Raw genomic sequence first — 14,485 nt, forward strand, 5'->3', positions numbered from 1 at the left:
TTATGGCTGATAACTCGGCGTAAGTTTTTCAATCTCCGGCCTGTCGGCTCAGGATCGGTAAGATTTCATTCATGTCTGCATCCCCAACTTGGCCAGAAATCCTTTCAACGCTTGTTTCCGGCAAGGATTTGTCGATCAGCCAAGCGTCTTGGGCGATGAATTCTGTAATGGTCGGTGAAGCAACATCCGCTCAGTTGGCTGCCATGTTAATTGCGCTTCGTATCAAGGGCGAGACCGTTGACGAGATCGTGGGATTCCGTGACGCAGCCTTAGCTAGCGCTCTACCGTTGCCCGTCGATCCGATGGCGTTGGACATCGTCGGGACCGGCGGAGACCCGTACGGAGCGGTGCTGAACATCTCGTCAGTAGCGTCGGTTATCGCCGCGGCGGGGGACGTGCCCGTGATTAAGCACGGCAACCGCGGCGCCAGCAGCAAGAGCGGGGCATCCGACGTTCTCAGTGCTCTAGGCCTCAAACTTGACCTCACTCCGGAACGCGTTGCCGAAGTGTTGGATGAAGTGGGTATTACCTTTGTTTATGCTGCGCTCTTCCATCCCGGCTTCGCCCACGCCGGTCCGACCCGCCGGGAAATGGGCATTCCTACTCTCTTCAACATCCTCGGCCCGCTGTGCAACCCGGCGCGTCCGCAGGCTTCAGCCGTCGGCGTAGGAAGCCGCGAACGTGTGAGCCTGCTGGTAGGAGTGTTCCAAACGCGGGGCGCTACAGCTTTGGTTTATCGCGGCGACGATGGAATCGACAAGCTGACAACTACTGGCCACAGCCATGTCTGGGAAGTGTCGCGTGGGTCGGTGACCGAACACGACCTCGACCCGCTTGAGTTAGGCATTCCCCGCGCGCCGATCGAAGCGCTTTTAGGTAAGGACCCGGAGTACAACGCGCAAGTGATCCGGTCAATTTTGGCGGGGGAGAAGTCCCCTGCGCGCGACGTCGTCTTGCTCAACGCCGCTGCGGGCCTCGCGTCATTTGAACTCGCGAAGGATGCCGACGAAAGCCGGCGACCTCTCGTGCAGCGACTGCGCGAACAGCTTGAGCGCGCCGAAGACCTCGTCGACTCCGGGCGCGCGAGCGCCAAACTCGACGAATGGGTCGCCGCCACTAATCGCTAGACGGGCGAGAGCTACCTAGTCGGTGTCTTCGTTGACCCAGTCCAACGTTTTGGTGATGGCCTTTTTCCAGTTGCGGATGAGGCGCTCACGTTCGGCAGCATCCATCTGAGGCTCCCAGCGTTCGCCTTCATTCCAGCGATCGCGCAGTTCGTCGAGCCCGCTCCAGTAGTCGACGGCAAGCCCGGCAGCATAGGCGGCACCGAGTGCGGTGGTCTCCGCAACTTCCGGGCGAACGACGGGCATGTTGAGGATGTCTGCCTGAAACTGCATGAGCGTGGAGTTGGCGACCATGCCGCCATCCACCCGTAGCTCTGTCATCGCAACATCGGCATCCGCATTGGCGGCTTCGATCACGTCGCTGGTTTGGAATGCGGTGGCTTCGAGCGCGGCGCGAGCAATGTGACCCTTATTGGCGAAACGAGTGAGTCCGAGGATGGCTCCGCGAGCATCCGGTCGCCAATGGGGTGCGAAAAGGCCTGAGAACGCGGGAACGAAGTAGACGCCACCGTTGTCGTCGACCGAAGCGGCGAGAGTCTCGACCTCCTCAGAACGAGAAATGATGCCGAGGTTGTCGCGCAACCATTGGATAAGCGAACCGGTGACGGCGATCGATCCCTCAATCGCGTAGCGCGGCGCATCGTCGCCGAGTTGATAGGCGAGGGTCGTGATGAGTCCGTTGTCGGAGTGCACGATATCGGTGCCCGTGTTGGTGAGGAGGAAGTTTCCGGTGCCATAGGTGTTTTTCGATTCGCCGGCGTCGAAGGCAGCTTGACCGAATGTCGCAGCCTGCTGATCACCCAAGATCCCTGCGACCGGTACTTCGCGCAACAGACTCGAGCTCGACACAGTGCCGTAGACCTCAGACGAGCTGCGGATGTCGGGCATGAGCGAGGCGGGAATGCCCAGTTCGGCGAGAATGTCTTCGCTCCACGTGCGCGACTCGAGATCCATCAGCAGCGTGCGGCTCGCGTTCGTGACGTCAGTGGCGTGCACTCCGCCGTCGGGGCCGCCGGTGAGATTCCAGAGCACCCAGGTATCGGGGGTTCCGAAAGCGAGCTCGCCCGCCTCGGCCCGCTCGCGCACTCCCTCGACGTTGTCGAGCATCCAGACGATCTTGGAAGCTGAGAAATACGTCGCTAGGGGAAGCCCGGTGATTTTCTTGAACTTGTCGGTGTCGCCATCGGCGATGCGGTCGATGATGGCTTGAGTGCGAGTGTCTTGCCAGACGATGGCGTTGTAGACGGGCTCACCGGTGGCCCGATCCCAGATGATGGCCGTTTCGCGCTGGTTGGTGATGCCGACCGCGGCGATGCTGTGCCGCGTGATGTTTGCCTTGGAGAGCGCTTGACCGATGACCTCGCGCGTGTTGTTCCAGATTTGGGTGGCGTTGTGCTCGACCCAACCCGCCCTGGGGAAAATCTGATCGTGCTCCAGCTGGCCCGAGGTGACCGGCTTGCCATCGTGATCGAAAATGATCGCACGGGTACTCGTGGTGCCCTGATCAATCGAGAGTATGTAGTTCACCGGTTCTCCTTGGTTCTCACTCATTAGACAGCATCGACGTAGAGCCAGGCGCCATTTTCGCGCACGAAACTGCTGTTTTCGTGTTGCTGGCCAGCGATGCCGTCGCTGCGATAGTGAGCTCGAAATTCGACCGTGCCCCGCGAATCGAACATGCTGCCGCCGGTGCGCGCGACGATATCGAGGCGGAACCAGCGCACGTTCGTATCGAGTTCGAGCGTTACCGGGCGCGTAGACGGATGCCACGTCTTCAGCAGGTACTCGGTCTCACCGAGAGCGTAGGCGCTGTAGCGGGACCGCATCAGCCGTTCAGCGGTGGGTGCAAGTGCCTCGCCGCGGTGAAAGCGGCTGCAGCAATCGTCGTAGGTTTCCAACGACTGACAGGGGCATGCTTTCATCCCCCCAGCGTAACCAGTTGTGGAGTGCCGTGCGTTTAGTCGTTCTCGTCGGCCTCACCGTCGCCGGACGTGGGAGTGGTGAGCTCACAAGTGCCGTTGTGGTCCACGCAGAAGAGCAATTCTGTTGCCATTAGCTGTGTCCTATCGGTAGGCGGCGCTCAAAGAGGCGGCCGCGGATGGATTCTGGTTCGATCAGGATGTAGACGAAGGACTCGATCGGCACCCAATCGGGCAGCGTCTTGAGAGCTTGAGCCGTTACCTGCGAGGCGTCATCGAGTACTGTCGCCAGCCCTCGAACTACGACGCTCCACACGTCATCCGGAGTCTTCACGTCAACTTCGAACGCGACATGCATGTTCTCAGTAAGTTCGTGAAGTTTTGAGCCCGATGCGGTGCGAAACAGGATTGTTTTCTTGTCGCAGTAATAGTTGACCGGGAAGATATCCGGACGCCCCTCATTGCTGAGAGCGAGATGGCCGAAGCTCTTGCTGGCAAGCAGATCCAGGCTTGCCTGATCGGACAACTCGATGACGGGCCCCTGCGGGGACCAGCCGGCTTCACTCATGTCATGAGACATTGCTGACCTCCGGGCGAACGATGATTTTGACGGCAGTTTCTTTGTGATCTATCAACGTCATGAAACCCTCGTCGATGAGTTTGTCGAGGTGGATCCGACCCGTGATGAACGGCTCCAGATTGACCTTGCCGTCTTGAACGAGCTTGATGGTTGCAGGGTGATCGTGCGCGTAGGCAATGGTTCCGCGCAGATCGATCTCCTTGAGCACCAGTTTTTGCATATCGAGCTGTGCCGGGTGACCCCAGATGGAGACGTTGACAATCACTCCAGTGGGCTTCACCGCATCGAAGAGCTGATCGAGCACCGCGTTGATGCTCGAGCACTCGAATGCGACGTCGGCGCCCACTCCGTTGGTCAGTTCCATGACCTTGGCTACGGCATCCTCAACACTGGGATCGATCACGTGATCGGCGACCCCCGTAGAGAGCGCCATTTCGCGGCGCGCTGTGCCTGGCTCAGACATGATGACGGTGATTCCCTCGGCGGAGAGCACGGCGGCGAGCAGGAGACCGATCGGGCCACCGCCACCGATAAAAGCAGTATCTCCGGCTTTCGCGCCACTGCGAACGAACGCGTGATGGCCGACAGCAAGGGGTTCAATGAGCGCGGCCTGATCGAGGGGGATGTCTCCGATGGGGTGAACCCAGCGACGTTCGACGACGATCTTTTCGCTCAAACCGCCGCCTCCGCCAGCCAGCCCGATGAAGCCCATTTTCGTGCAGAGATTATAGTTACCGGCGCGACAGGGGGCGCACTCGCCGCACACAAAGTACGGTTCAACGACAACGTTCTCTCCGACTGTGAGATCGGTGACTCCTTCGCCAAGAGCCGTGATTGTTCCTGAGAATTCGTGGCCCATGGTCACGGGAACTTCTTCGTGAGTCAGCGGGTGCGGATGCCCAGCCGCCGGGATGAAGATTGGGCCTTCGAGATACTCGTGAAGGTCGGTGCCGCAGATGCCGCACCATGCGACATCGATAGCGACTGCGCCGGGGCGAAGCTCTGGTTCCGGAATGTCATCGATGCGGATGTCTTTGCGTCCGTGGAAACGTGCTGCCTTCATGGTTTTCTTCTTTCTGTACGGAGAGCGGATGGAGACAAAACGAAGCCGGGCGGCTCCTGCTCGGTTTAGGCCGAGACATACTCTTTGACAGCGACGGTGATGTCCTTGAGCGCCTTCTTAGCGTCAGCAAAGAGCATCCCCGTCTTGGGATCGGTGAACAGCGGGTTCGTGATGCCCGCATAGCCAGGCCGCATCGAGCGCTTGATGACGACAACGGCTTTGGCATGATCGGCGTCGAGAATGGGCATTCCGGAGACGGCATTGCCCGGCTTGCGAGCATCCGGGTTGCAGACGTCGTTGGCGCCGATTACAAGAGCGACATCGCAGTTGTCGAACGCTGCATTTGCCTCGTCGAGCTGGAGCATTTGTTCGTAGGGCACGTTGGCTTCGGCCAGCAGCACATTCATGTGGCCTGGCATACGGCCGGCAACTGGGTGAATCGCATACTTGACGTCGATGTTGTGCGCCATGAGCAGGGCGGCGAGTTCCGCAACTTCGTGTTGGGCTTGGGCGGCGGCGAGTCCGTAGCCGGGAACGATCAGCACGTGTTGCGCATAGGCGAGCTGAATCGCGACATCATCGGAGGTGAGGCTCCTCACATTGGTGAGATCCTCATCCGCGGGACCTGCCGTCGCCGTAGTCTCGCCGGTGCCGAAGCCTCCGACGATGATCGAGAGTACGGAACGATTCATCGCTTGCGCCATTTGCAGCGTCAGGATGGTGCCCGCTGCGCCGACCAAGGCACCCGCGATGATGAGCGCCTGATTGTCGATCGCAAAGCCAGCCATGGCCACGGCGAGGCCGGTCAGGGCGTTGAGGAGCGAAACGACGACGGGAGCATCGGCGCCACCAATCGCCAGCACCATAAGAATGCCGAGGATGAGTGCGGTCACGAGCACGACCAAGAGCAACAGCGTGTTGTGGGGAAGCATCACTGCCGCGACGCTCGCACCGAGCGCGATCAACGCGACCAGCGCATTGAGCAGACGTGAGCCGGGGAATGTGACGGGATTACCGGGGATGATGCCCTGGAGCTTTCCCGCCGCGATCAGCGAGCCGGAGAAAGTAATCGAGCCGATCAGGACATCGAGAACAACAGGGATAGAGACCGTCAATTCAAGAGGATCTGAACTCGTCGCGAGAATGAACGCGGCGAAGGCGATTGCGGCAGCCGCGCTACCTCCGACGGCGTTGAACACGCTCACGAGCTGAGGGACATCGGTCATTTTGACGGTACGAGCGCGATAGACCCCGAACACTGCACCGACGAGCACGCCTGCGGTGAGGGCAACCCACGCAATCCATTCGCCGCCGTCGACAACGAGGGCGAGCACAATCGTCGCGAGGACCGCAATAACCATGCCGATAGCAGAGATGCGGTTACCGTTTCGGGCAGTCGCGGGCGCCCGCATCATGTGGAGCCCCACGACGAAGAGCGATGCCGAAAGTAGATAGAGAATTCCGACGAGGAACTGGAAACCGGTCATGATGCGTCCTCCGTTGTGGTGGTGTCAGCTTTTTTAGGAGGTGTGGGCCGTGTGAACATTTTCAGAATCCGGTCAGTGACGACATAGCCTCCGAATACGTTCGCGGCAGCGAAGGCGCCCGCAATGAAGGTCAGGATGTAGCCGGTAGGGGAGTCAGCGAGCGATGCCGTGACAACCGCACCAGCGATTACGACCCCGTGGATGGCGTTAGATCCCGACATCATCGGGGTGTGCAGGGTCGAGGGAATCTTGCCGATCACTTCGACGCCCACGAGAAGCGCGAGTACGAAGATCGCGAGGTTGCTGTACAAGGTTTCCATCAGTTGGCCTGAGCTTTCACAGTTTCGGTGGAGTCGAGGGAATCAAGGTTGAGGGCTGTGCGTACCGCCGCATTCGTCACATCTCCCGCATGGCAAACGACGATGGCTTTGTGCACGTCGTCAGCCGGATCGATCGCGATGGTGCCCGCGGGGGCGAGTGCTTCGACGACAGCGGTGATGTTGCGGCCATACATTAGCGAGGACGAGGCAGGAAGATCGGCGGCGAGGTTGCCACCGCCGACCACGACGACACCGTTCGCCGTCGTGAAAGTCTCCCCATCGATTGAGCCGAAGACATTTCCACCCTTGTCGCTCGCACCGAGGTCGACGCAGACGGTACCGGGCTTCAACTCGGCGAGAGTGTCTTGCGAGACCAGCAGCGGGGGAGTGCGGCCCGGCACTTTTGCGGTCGTGATGATGATGTCGAAGGCGACGAGAGCATCCGCAAGTTCTTTCTGTTGGATCGCTTGCTCTTCGGCGGTCATTGCGCGGGCGTAGCCGCCTTCACCAGCGCCGGCCGCAACGGACGACGTGAGGAACTTGGCGCCGAGCGATTCAACTTCGGTGTGGGAGGCTGCGCGAACGTCGTAGCCGGTGACCACGGCACCGAGGCGTTTGGTCGTGGCAATGGCCTGGAGCCCAGCAACACCGGTACCAATCACGATCGCCTTCGCAGGAGTCGCGGTTCCGGATGCTGTAATCATCATGGGCAAGTAGCGACCGAATTTTTCGGCGGCCACGATGCCCGCTCGATATCCTGCCGCGCTCGACTGAGAGCTGAGCGCATCCATCGACTGGGCACGACTCAGAGTCCGGGGAAGCAATCCGAGCGCCACGAGCGTGAGCCCTTGAGCCGCCAACGTAGAGACTCGGTCGAGGTTATTGAGAGGGTCAAGAAGCCCAATGACAGCGCTGCCCGACGAAAGAGCGTTAGTGACGTCTGACGCGGGGAGGGATAGGGCGGCGAGTGCATCGCACGACGCGATGATCTCAGATCGCGCGGCGAGAGTGGCCCCGGCGGAGAGGTAGCTCTCATCGGTAAAGCTCGCGTCTGAACCGCACCCGGCTTCAATAAGCACCGAGAACCCTGCCTGAACGAGCTGCTTGGTGGCGCTCGGGTCGAGAGCGACGCGGTGCTCACGCGAGGTTTTTTCGGAGAGAACCCCGATGGTCAGGCTTGTATCTGAGTTGGCCATTGCCATCCTTGGTCGAAACGGAACAAATTCCGCTGCCAAGGTCTGGAGCAACTAGTTAAAGCGTACACCCGGGTTCGCCGCCCGAATCTGAATAGATGCTGAGAGGGTTAGCCTCTGGTCGCCGCGGCGACAATGTGTTGCACCGTGATCTCGCGTCGGCTCACCATCTCTGACGCCGCCCGTAGCGTGAGATTGCAGTCCCGGGAGTATTTGCGGAGGAGAACGAACGCGTCATCCATGCTGAGCGATAGCCCATTCGCGATTACTCCCTTGGCCTGCTCAATGGCAATTCGACTGTTCAGAGCGTTCTGCAACTGCTCTTCGACGACCTGCGCTTGGTGAAGGGCTCGCTCGTGAGTGATTCCGATTGTCGCAACGTCGGCGAGGGCCTGAGCCACAGCCGCATCGCGTGAACTGACCGCTTCACTCGCCGCACGAAAGAGGTTCATCGTGCCGATAACCCTGCCGTGAACTTTCATTGGGATCGACAACAGCGAATTGAACCCCTGATCAACGGCATTAGCACAAAATTCGGGCCACGCCACTGACGTAGAAATATCGTTGATGGCGACCGCTTCTCCTGTGCGAAAACACTCGATGCATGGGCCTGCTGCGTCAGCGAGCTGCATACTCTCCAGCATCATCGCCGCTTCGCTTGTCGACGTCATGAGTTGGAGATCATCAGCATCATCGACCATCACTAGGCCGCCGGCATCCATGCGCACAATCTCTGCGCACCGTTCCACAAAGGTGTGGAGAACATCCACCATGTCGTGTTCGGCGGTAAGCGTTTCTGCAACGGTAACGAACGCTGCACTGATCTGGGCCTCGCGCGTTGTGCCGTCCATCTGATCCTTCTTTCCTGCGGGGGAGGTGATTATTCGGTGACGGGATCGAACTCAAGCACGCGCGTAACTATGTCACGTGCTACATCATCGACGGGGCGACCAGTAGAGAATGCATGGGCTTGCAGCCGGGCAAAGGCATCCGGAGCGGAGAGACCTAACTGCGAAATAATGATGCCCGTGGCCTGATGGACTTCGCGCCGAAGGGCTGGTGCTTGTTCAGTCTCTGGCGAACTGTGTCGTTGAGCAGCGTGAAGTGCCCATTCAGCGGCCGTGAGCGCTACATTATTCGCCATGCTTTGAGCATTCGAAACGAAATCGGCATCGGCCGAGCGAGGCGTGGTTGTGCTCAAGTTGACTGCTCCGACGACGGCGTTGCCGAGCACGAGCGGAAAACTGAAAACTCCGCGGACACCGAGCTCGCGCGCGGCATTCTGGAAAACGGGCCATCCTGTCTCAGAGTCCTGCTCGAGATCAGGCCACAACACGGGGGAGCGGCTAGAAAGTACTTGCCGCGCTGGTCCCTCACCAAGCTCAAATTGAAGAGCATCCAATCGTGCAGCAAGGCGGCCATTGACGGAGACGGTCAATTGGTTTCCGTATTCATCGATGACTGAAATTGCCACGCCGGTGACGTTGAGCGTCGTTGCGAAAGGCGAGCAGAGGCAATCGTCAGCTGGCGCCGGTGTTGCTGAAACTTCTGGATTCGAAAGCATAATGGCCTTCAACGAGATGGTCACTCAATCAAGAACTCAGGCAGGGTGTGGACGAGTTGGGAAAGTGCTTACCTTCCGGGTGAGAGTTTATCACCGCGAAAGAGAACGCCCGGCTAAAGATAGGTAGTTGAGAGTAGCTGATCGATGATGCCGATTTCATAGGTTTGGATGACCTGCATGCGTTCAGCAGTTGCTCGCACAGTGCTCACGGCGGCGTGTTCGTTCGCATAAGCGGCCATGTGAACGCCGCCGACGTGGTGGGCGCGCATGAGGTTTAGAAACAGTCGGCCCTGCGCCATCCCTGTGGTGGTGGAAAGGGAGGTCATTTGCTCGTCGGTCGCGAGCCCGGTCATATCGGCAGCCGGCATTTCCATCCCCATCCATGCCATCACTGTCTCGGGAGGCGCAGTGCTCTCGCCCCACACGGTAAGCCAGGTGTGCATCACTCCTCGCTCGAACGATTGATTTTGCAGGATGTCGGCGGCCAGTGCTTGAACAGAGTCGCCATTGTCGCGTCCGATCACGCGCTGGCACATGGCGAGGGCCTGCTCATGGTGCAACGCCATGTCTTTAAAGAAGCCGATATCAGTGTCGCTGGGCGTGTCTTCGGCGGCGCTTGCGTCCTCGGTAGCGGTAGAGGTCGCGCAGGCGGCGAGTGCTGAGCCGGCTGCGGCGAGTATCCCGAACGCGAGAAAGCTGCGGCGGGCGGGATTCACCGCACCTGCCACACGCTCTGTCGCCGGGATCATGCCGGGCCACCACCGGGAGCGGCGGCGTTGTTACCGCTCAGAGCGTCATCCGCAACATCACCGTGGTAGCAACCGAGGAAGTACGGGAACGTAGGGGTGGCGTAGTAACGGTACTGTCCGTCGCTGTCGACACGTCCGTTGCATTCGTCGAGGTCGCCAGAGCCTTCGACATAGCTGTGGGCGGCCCAGGTGTCGGTGGCGAATTGTGATTCGTCGGTGAGTTCCCAACTGCTCGTGAGCTGAGTCGTTTTACTGCACTCGTCATCCGAGCACACGATGCCGGACATGATGGGGTAGCCGTCAGCGGCCCAGCCCACGACGAGTGATTCACCGGTTTCTACCTCGTCAGCGTCATAGAGACAATCGACACCATCCGCGTAGCCAAACCAATGGATGTGGAAGTCGGTTGGACCGCTGTGGCTGCCGCAGACCGAAAGGGCACCCTCGAGGGACTGCACATCTCCGCCGGTGCCTTCTGTAGGCCCGTAGATCGGTACTCCGTTGACCGCAACGCCGAGGGCACCAAGATAGGGCACAGCGCTTGGCTCGTCTGCTTCGGTAGGGGTGACCGGGATGGTCATGGTCAATTCGGAAACTTTGGGCGATCCTGGTGTGGTCGCGATGTAGAGATAGTCGGGGATGCTGTTGCTGGTGATCGTGAGGGTGTCGCCATCGCAGACTGCCGCGAGTTCCGGGTCAACCAGATCAGGATTAGCGCTCTCGACGTCACGCAGCGTCGCTGCCATCGCGTCACAGTCACCGTTCGACGCGGCAAAAGTTGCCGTGTTTGCGGTCGTGGCGCTCTCGGTTGCCTCGACCGTAGGCGTGCTGGTTTCAGCGTCAGTGCTCTCGGCAGCCGTACAGCCGGCGAGAGCAAGGAGCAGCACGCTCGCCGCGGCCAGTGTGGAAAGTCGTCGTCCCATGGTTTCTCCTAATCGTGAGGAGAATCATGGTGGCGATGGTTCCTATGAAAAGCTTATGGAGCGGCTGGGGGCTGGGGGTGAACGCTCGGTTGTTGCTGCCACGCGATGCCTGGCTGGGACAGTAAGACAATAAGAACCACGAGACCAGCAACCGGCACGAGGATCCAGAAGATATTGCCCCAGTGGCGGCCGGTATCGCGGAGTCGGCGCACCGTGACAGCAAGCTGCGGCAGCAGCAGTGCGAGAGACCAGGCGCTGCTCAAGCCCATCGAGAATCCGACATTGGCCATGTCGGTTCCGGCAAAAGGATCGAGCGAACCGGCGATTGCCGTTGTGATGAACGAAAACAGAGCGAACCACCAGTATTCGGGACGACCGGCGACGCCACCGAACTCCGCGTACTTGCGAAAGACGGTGGTGATGGATTCGAAGAATGTCATGGATGCTCCAGCGTGATGGCGGTTAGCGGCAAGCTTACGGCGTCGGTTCGGCGGCGCACTAGAGATACTGATGGGAGACCTGGCGGGGTGCCTCTTCCTGAGGAGTTGATGAAGACAGCAGCGGTCGGCGGACCGGAGGCGTAGCCTTGCACTCGAACGGCTTACTGGCGTTCGTTGAAGTCGCCAGAGGGGTTCGCCAAACGGCCGTCCCCTGCCGACGTTCGGCGAGGAGCTATCGTGCGTCTCTCATCTGCAGTCACTTTTGTTTCGGACCTCGATCGATCTGTTGCGTTCTATTGCGAGCTGCTGCAGGTGACGTGCACTATCCGCAGCGAATCGGCGGCGCTGTTGGTTGGCCCCGATAACTATGAGTTGTACTTGCGCGGTAAACACGCCCAACCGAGCCGGGTACTCGGATCGGTCGGCATCCAGTATCTAATCTGGAGCGCCGACAGCATGGATGAACTTCAGCGCTGTGAAGATGTCTTGCGGAGGGAGTCCACCCACGTGCGCCGTGAACGGTTGGACGACTACGACGTAGTTGAGGGGCGCGACCCCGACCATCTAGCGATCATGGTGGTGTTCCCGGGGCCCGATGAATCGGTGCGGCACAGCATCATCCCGAGGATCTACAGCTGGTAGCGCGGCACGCAAAAATGCGGTGTGCTGCGAGCGCGGCGAGCGTTGCGGGCTGGCTAGTCCTCCTGCGCTACGTAGGCCGCGAGGTGCTGTGCCGTGAGCGTTGACTTCGCGGCGACAAGGTCGGCAGGAGTGCCCTCGAAAACGATCGAACCGCCGTCGTTTCCGGCACCGGGGCCGAGGTCGACGATCCAGTCCGCGTGCGCCATGACCGCTTGGTGGTGCTCAACGACAATCACAGACTTTCCCGAATCGACGAGCCGGTCGAGCAGACCGAGCAGCCGCTCGACATCGGCCAGGTGCAGACCGGTGGTTGGTTCATCCAAAACGTAAACGTCACCCTTATCGGCCATTTGGGTGGCGAGCTTGAGGCGTTGGCGTTCGCCGCCCGAGAGCGTGGGGAGCGGCTGGCCTAGCCGCAGGTAGCCGAGCCCAACATCGACGAGTCGGTCGAGAATGGCGTGGGCGGCGGGAGTGCGAGCCTCGCCTTCGCCGAAGAACGCTTCGGCCTCGGCAACGGACATTCCGAGAACTTCACTGATGTCGTGCCCGCCGAGCTTGTACTCGAGCACGGAGGCCAGGAAGCGCTTGCCCTCGCACACCTCACACGGAGTGGAGACGGTCGCCATGACGCCGAGGTCGGTGTAAATCACGCCGGCGCCGTTGCAGTTGGGACAGGCGCCTTCGGAGTTGGCGCTGAACAGCGCAGGTTTCACCCCGTTGGCCTTCGCGAACGCCTTGCGAATGGGCTCGAGTAGCCCGGTGTAGGTAGCGGGGTTGCTGCGGCGTGATCCCTTGATGGCGGCTTGATCGACAGAGACGACTCCGTCGCGGGGTATTACTGATCCGTGGATGAGCGAGCTTTTGCCCGACCCCGCAACCCCCGTCACGACGACGAGGGTGCCGAGCGGGATGTCGATATCGACATTCTTGAGATTGTGGGTGTCGGCGCCACGAATCTTCATGACACCCGTGGGGGAGCGCACCTCACTCTTCACCGAGACCCGGTCGTCGATGTGGTGGCCGGTGACGGTATCGCTCTGGCGCAACTCGGCGAAGCTGCCCTCGAAGCAAATCTGACCGCCCTCCGTGCCCGCGCCTGGTCCGAGGTCGACGATGTGGTCGGCAATCGAGATGGTTTCCGGCTTGTGTTCGACAACGAGCACGGTGTTGCCCTTGTCACGCAGGCGAAACAGGAGTTCGTTCATCCGCTGAATATCGTGCGGGTGGAGGCCAATGGTGGGCTCATCGAAGACGTAGGTGATGTCGGTGAGCGACGAACTGAGGTGGCGGATCATTTTGGTGCGTTGGGCTTCACCGCCCGAGAGCGTGCCGGCGGGCCGGTCGAGCGAGAGGTAACCGAGGCCGATCTCCACGAACGAGTCCAGTGTCTGTTGCAGTGCTTCGAGCAGCGGCGCAACGGAGGGTTCTTTGAGACCACGCACCCACTCGGCGAGGTCGCTGATTTGCATGGCACAGGCATCCGCAATGTTGATGCCGGCGATCTTGGATGCTCGAGCGCCCTCGTTGAGCCGAGTGCCCCGCAGTCGGCGCAGGCCGTGAATGTGACGGCCCGATCGACGAACGCCCGGATGTGCGGCTGCATCGCTTCGCGGTCTTTCGACAGCATCGACTTCTGAATCTTGGGGATCAAACCCTCGTAGGTCATGTTGATCGCCTGCATCTTGACCTTGACCGGCTCTTTGTAGAGAAAATCGTGCAACTCAGTCTTGGTGTACTTCTTGATGGGCTTGTCGGGGTCGAGAAAGCCTGACTCGGTGAAGATGCGCACCATCCAACCATCAGCCGTGTAGTTCGGGATGGTGAGGGCGCCCTCGGCGAGCGATTTGCTGTCGTCGTAGAGCTGGGTGAGATCGATGTCGTTGACGGTGCCGCGACCTTCGCACGTGGGGCACATACCGCCGGTAATGCTGAACTCGCGACGCTCTTTGGTTGTGACGCCGCCCTTCTCGAAGGTGACTGCGCCGGCGCCGGAGATGGATGCCACGTTGAACGAGAATGCCTGCGGTGAGCCCACGTGGGGATCGCCGAGCCGGCTGAACACGATGCGCAGCAGGGCATTGGCATCGGTCGCGGTACCGACAGTGGCGCGAGCGTTCGAGCCCATGCGTTCTTGGTCGACTATGATCGCCGTCGTGAGGCCCTCAAGTACATCGACGTCGGGGCGTGCGAGCGAGGGCATGAACCCCTGCAAAAACGCGCTGTAGGTCTCGTTGATCATGCGCTGCGACTCGGCTGCGATCGTGCCAAAGACGAGCGAACTCTTGCCTGAGCCCGAGACACCAGTGAAGACCGTGAGCCGGCGCTTCGGGATGTCGACGCTCACGTCGGTGAGATTGTTCTCGCGAGCGCCGCGCACCCGTATGAGGTCGTGGCTATCCGCCGCGTGGGCGCTGGGGGAGGCGGGGGTGCTCGTGCTGGCCATGGTGGGTGTCTCCCTGAGGGTGCGGATGTCGCGGCTCT

General features: G+C 60.4%; 14 protein-coding genes and 1 pseudogene. 2 read left to right on the forward strand and 13 right to left on the reverse strand.

What is annotated here, in order from left to right; genetic code table 11:
- Positions 1-71 precede the first annotated feature (71 nt).
- Complete coding sequence (gene trpD / locus ESZ53_RS02165) at positions 72-1,127, forward strand: anthranilate phosphoribosyltransferase (RefSeq protein ID WP_129071333.1); 1,056 nt, start codon at positions 72-74, stop codon at positions 1,125-1,127.
- A gap of 15 nt (positions 1,128-1,142) precedes the next feature.
- Here trpD and glpK read toward each other — a convergent pair whose 3' ends face one another.
- The 12 genes from glpK to ESZ53_RS02225 form a co-directional block, all read right to left on the reverse strand.
- Positions 1,143-2,651 carry a glycerol kinase GlpK gene (glpK, locus tag ESZ53_RS02170; protein WP_129071334.1) on the reverse strand — a complete coding sequence of 503 codons (1,509 nt, stop codon included), beginning with the start codon at positions 2,649-2,651 and terminating at the stop codon, positions 1,143-1,145.
- A gap of 23 nt (positions 2,652-2,674) precedes the next feature.
- Positions 2,675-3,046: a YchJ family protein gene (locus tag ESZ53_RS02175; protein ID WP_129071335.1), complete on the reverse strand. Its 372-nt coding sequence runs from the start codon at positions 3,044-3,046 to the stop codon at positions 2,675-2,677.
- 130 nt (positions 3,047-3,176) lie between these two features.
- Positions 3,177-3,623 (reverse strand): pyridoxamine 5'-phosphate oxidase family protein, encoded by a 447-nt coding sequence (locus ESZ53_RS02180; RefSeq protein WP_129071336.1) that lies wholly within the window; start codon positions 3,621-3,623, stop codon positions 3,177-3,179.
- Positions 3,613-4,686, reverse strand: coding sequence for a 2,3-butanediol dehydrogenase (locus ESZ53_RS02185; RefSeq protein ID WP_129071337.1), 1,074 nt, complete (start codon positions 4,684-4,686; stop codon positions 3,613-3,615). The genes ESZ53_RS02180 and ESZ53_RS02185 overlap by 11 nt, the downstream gene beginning before the upstream one ends.
- Positions 4,687-4,751: 65 nt before the next feature.
- On the reverse strand, positions 4,752-6,173 hold the full coding sequence (locus tag ESZ53_RS02190) for an NAD(P)(+) transhydrogenase (Re/Si-specific) subunit beta (RefSeq protein ID WP_129071338.1): 1,422 nt from the start codon (positions 6,171-6,173) through the stop codon (positions 4,752-4,754).
- The gene (locus ESZ53_RS02195; RefSeq protein WP_129071339.1) at positions 6,170-6,496 is read right to left on the reverse strand and encodes an NAD(P) transhydrogenase subunit alpha; all 327 of its coding nucleotides are present in this window, start codon (positions 6,494-6,496) and stop codon (positions 6,170-6,172) included. The genes ESZ53_RS02190 and ESZ53_RS02195 overlap by 4 nt, the downstream gene beginning before the upstream one ends.
- The gene (locus ESZ53_RS02200; protein WP_129071340.1) at positions 6,493-7,689 is read right to left on the reverse strand and encodes an NAD(P) transhydrogenase subunit alpha; all 1,197 of its coding nucleotides are present in this window, start codon (positions 7,687-7,689) and stop codon (positions 6,493-6,495) included. Before ESZ53_RS02200 ends, ESZ53_RS02195 begins: the two co-directional genes overlap by 4 nt.
- A 107-nt stretch (positions 7,690-7,796) precedes the next feature.
- Positions 7,797-8,537 carry a GAF and ANTAR domain-containing protein gene (locus tag ESZ53_RS02205; RefSeq protein WP_129071341.1) on the reverse strand — a complete coding sequence of 247 codons (741 nt, stop codon included), beginning with the start codon at positions 8,535-8,537 and terminating at the stop codon, positions 7,797-7,799.
- 29 nt (positions 8,538-8,566) lie between these two features.
- Complete coding sequence (locus ESZ53_RS02210) at positions 8,567-9,250, reverse strand: GAF and ANTAR domain-containing protein (RefSeq protein ID WP_129071342.1); 684 nt, start codon at positions 9,248-9,250, stop codon at positions 8,567-8,569.
- A 113-nt stretch (positions 9,251-9,363) separates the two neighbouring features.
- Positions 9,364-9,999 carry a DUF305 domain-containing protein gene (locus ESZ53_RS02215; protein ID WP_129071343.1) on the reverse strand — a complete coding sequence of 212 codons (636 nt, stop codon included), beginning with the start codon at positions 9,997-9,999 and terminating at the stop codon, positions 9,364-9,366.
- A complete protein-coding gene (locus ESZ53_RS02220; RefSeq protein ID WP_129071344.1) occupies positions 9,996-10,922 on the reverse strand; it encodes a YHYH protein in 927 nt (308 codons plus the stop codon). The genes ESZ53_RS02215 and ESZ53_RS02220 overlap by 4 nt, the downstream gene beginning before the upstream one ends.
- 53 nt (positions 10,923-10,975) lie before the next feature.
- Positions 10,976-11,362: a DUF805 domain-containing protein gene (locus tag ESZ53_RS02225; RefSeq protein ID WP_129071345.1), complete on the reverse strand. Its 387-nt coding sequence runs from the start codon at positions 11,360-11,362 to the stop codon at positions 10,976-10,978.
- Between the two features lie 237 nt (positions 11,363-11,599).
- Here ESZ53_RS02225 and ESZ53_RS02230 point away from each other — a divergent pair, with 237 nt between their 5' ends.
- Positions 11,600-12,004, forward strand: a complete 405-nt coding sequence (locus ESZ53_RS02230; RefSeq protein WP_129071346.1) for a VOC family protein — start codon at positions 11,600-11,602, stop codon at positions 12,002-12,004.
- Between the two features lie 53 nt (positions 12,005-12,057).
- On the opposite strand, the pseudogene ESZ53_RS02235 reads toward ESZ53_RS02230, so the two are convergent.
- Positions 12,058-14,447, reverse strand: a pseudogene (locus ESZ53_RS02235) (ATP-binding cassette domain-containing protein).
- Between the last annotated feature and the right edge of the window lie 38 nt (positions 14,448-14,485).

This window comes from Salinibacterium sp. UTAS2018 (assembly GCF_004118935.1).
Taxonomy (GTDB): domain Bacteria; phylum Actinomycetota; class Actinomycetes; order Actinomycetales; family Microbacteriaceae; genus Rhodoglobus.